This window comes from Ralstonia sp. VS2407 (assembly GCF_052950655.1).
Genome location: NZ_JBRFVG010000087.1, coordinates 1 through 597, shown reverse-complemented (window position 1 = coordinate 597; position 597 = coordinate 1). Strand labels below are relative to the sequence as shown.

The 597-nt window shown below is 67.5% G+C and carries 1 pseudogene; it reads right to left on the bottom strand.

The window, feature by feature from the left end:
- Window positions 1-470: 470 nt before the first annotated feature.
- A pseudogene (locus ACU8YE_RS23985) lies at window positions 471-597 on the bottom strand (ABC transporter permease); the annotation flags it as partial.

Below are 597 nucleotides of genomic sequence, written 5' to 3'. Positions count from 1 at the left end.
GCATAACGGACACCGCGCAAACGTTCCACAGTCGGGCAAACCCTTGTTCCCTTACTTATTTCGGGCTCCGACGCAAGTTTCGAAGGCAAGACGAAATGCATTCGTCAGATTGCGCCGTTGCGCGGGCAATCTCACGACGAAACGCACGGGAGAACGGCGAAGGACTCCGCCAGACGATTCGGTATCCGTAATGAGTGGCGCAGAGATGGGCGATGCCGCGATGGCGGTTTCGTCCGAAGGAAACGCACGGCATGGGCCGGCATGACCGAGTGAGCGCCGGCACAGCCCGCGGCGCGGTGCGGCACGCGCGTGCACCGGCGAACTCGGGTGCGGACTCGGGTGCGGGCATCGCCCTCGTCACCCCACGGATCTCAGCCGCATGCCCCAGCCGCTCGCTCGGCCGTTTGCTTGGCCGTTCGACCCGTTGCCGGCCGTGGCCCGCGCCCGCGCCTGCGCGGGGCGCGGGCGCGCTACAGCGTATGCACGCCCCAGCGCTTGACGCTCACGCGTTCGAGCGCGTCGAACACGCCATGCTCGACGACAAGCCCGATCGCGATCACCGCGGCGAGGCCGGCGAACACGCGGTCCGTGTAGAGC